Origin of the sequence: Microcoleus sp. BM001215392, assembly GCF_036700185.1 — a bacterium.
GTDB lineage: Bacteria > Cyanobacteriota > Cyanobacteriia > Cyanobacteriales > Microcoleaceae > Microcoleus.
Window position 1 is genome coordinate 1 of sequence record NZ_JAUBOJ010000703.1, and the last position, 1478, is coordinate 1478.

The window sequence follows — 1478 nt, forward strand, 5'->3', positions numbered from 1 at the left end:
AAAAAACGTTCTTCTTCAGAGGGGAGTAACACCAGAAGTAGAAGAGTTCTCCTCTTCTCACTCACCATCCCCGCTCGGTCTCGTTATACTGTTTGACTAATTCCTATTAATAGTGCAGCCTCAAACCAATCTGAATCATTGACACTCCCCGCACTTTTAGGGCGGGGATTCTAACTTCATAGGGAGCGCGACCGCTTTACCCTCAGAAAGCATCTTGACCGTATGCCCTACGGCTGCAAGTCCTCTAATTAGAACTACTTGTGCGGCTGCTACATCTCTGTCTGTTGTGTAACCGCAGTGATGGCATAAGTGAACTCGTTCTGACAGCTCTTTCTTACCTGTTTCTGTGAGGCAATTAGGGCAAATCTGACTGGTTTTTTTGCTGTCTACTTTTAGGAAGAACACACCGCGCTTGTGACAGCATTGCTCTAATATTTGAAAGAATTGACCCCAGCCAGCATCTAAACAGTGCTTGCCTAAAATGCCACGTGCTAATCCTTTAAGGTTCAAATCTTCTACAAATATCATGCCTGCTCTGTTGCAGAGTTCATGAGCTACCAACCAGTGATAATTCTTTCTACTATTCGCAATTTGCTCATGCAGTTGACTTACTTTTGCTTGTACTTTTTTCCGGCTACTTGACCCCTTGACTTTTCGATTAACTTTTTTTTGCAGCAATTTAAGCTTGCGTTCAAGTTTCTTGAAAGGACGCAGATTTGGAATTAATTTACCATCAGAAACAGCAGCAAAATTCAAGATGCCAACATCGATCCCAATACCCTCACCATGAGGCATTATATCTGGTACATTGACGTTCCACTGTAGAGTAAGCATCACAAACCAACCACTAGAACGTTTAACAATCCGAGCTTGCTTAACTGCTGCGTCACTTGGAATGTCACGGGATTGACGGAATTTAACCCATCCAATTTTAGGTAAATTTACCATCCCTGCTTTTACTACCTGAGTGTTCAATTGTGGAAACACAAAAGAGCGCATGGTTCCAGCCTTCTTAAACCGAGGAAAACCATGATTTTGTTCCCACATACTGACAAAAGCTTGCTCAAGACGTTTAAGTGTCTGTTGCAGAACGTGAACCTGTACAGATTTTAACGCCGGAATGTTTTGTCTCGCTACTGTGAGACTTTTGCATTGACTTGCGTAGGTTGGGCGCTTGGTTTCGATAGGTATAATGTATTCGGAACGAAGAGAGCAAGCGCTAATTTGACAACTACGAGACTTAAACCAATCCTTGCGCTCTGCCAAAGCGTAGTTGTATACATGACGACATTGTTCAAGCCAATCTTCAAAGATCGTTACTTGTGCTGCTGTCGGTTTAAGTTTGAATTCGTAGGTTAAATTAAACACTTGCTTTACCTCCTATTTCTATTATACATTCCGTTTTTCTTGTGCAATGAGGCTCAGCTCGACAATCACAGACAAGTCTACTCCGGCTCGTGCAGCAGCATCGGCCGCCG

The 1478-nt window shown here is 43.1% G+C and carries 1 protein-coding gene; it reads right to left on the reverse strand.

Going from position 1 to position 1478, the window contains the following annotated elements; translation table 11 throughout:
* Window positions 1-156: 156 nt before the first annotated feature.
* Window positions 157-1368 (reverse strand): RNA-guided endonuclease InsQ/TnpB family protein, encoded by a 1212-nt coding sequence (locus tag QT974_RS34290; RefSeq protein ID WP_333464449.1) that lies wholly within the window; start codon window positions 1366-1368, stop codon window positions 157-159.
* Window positions 1369-1478 lie beyond the last annotated feature (110 nt).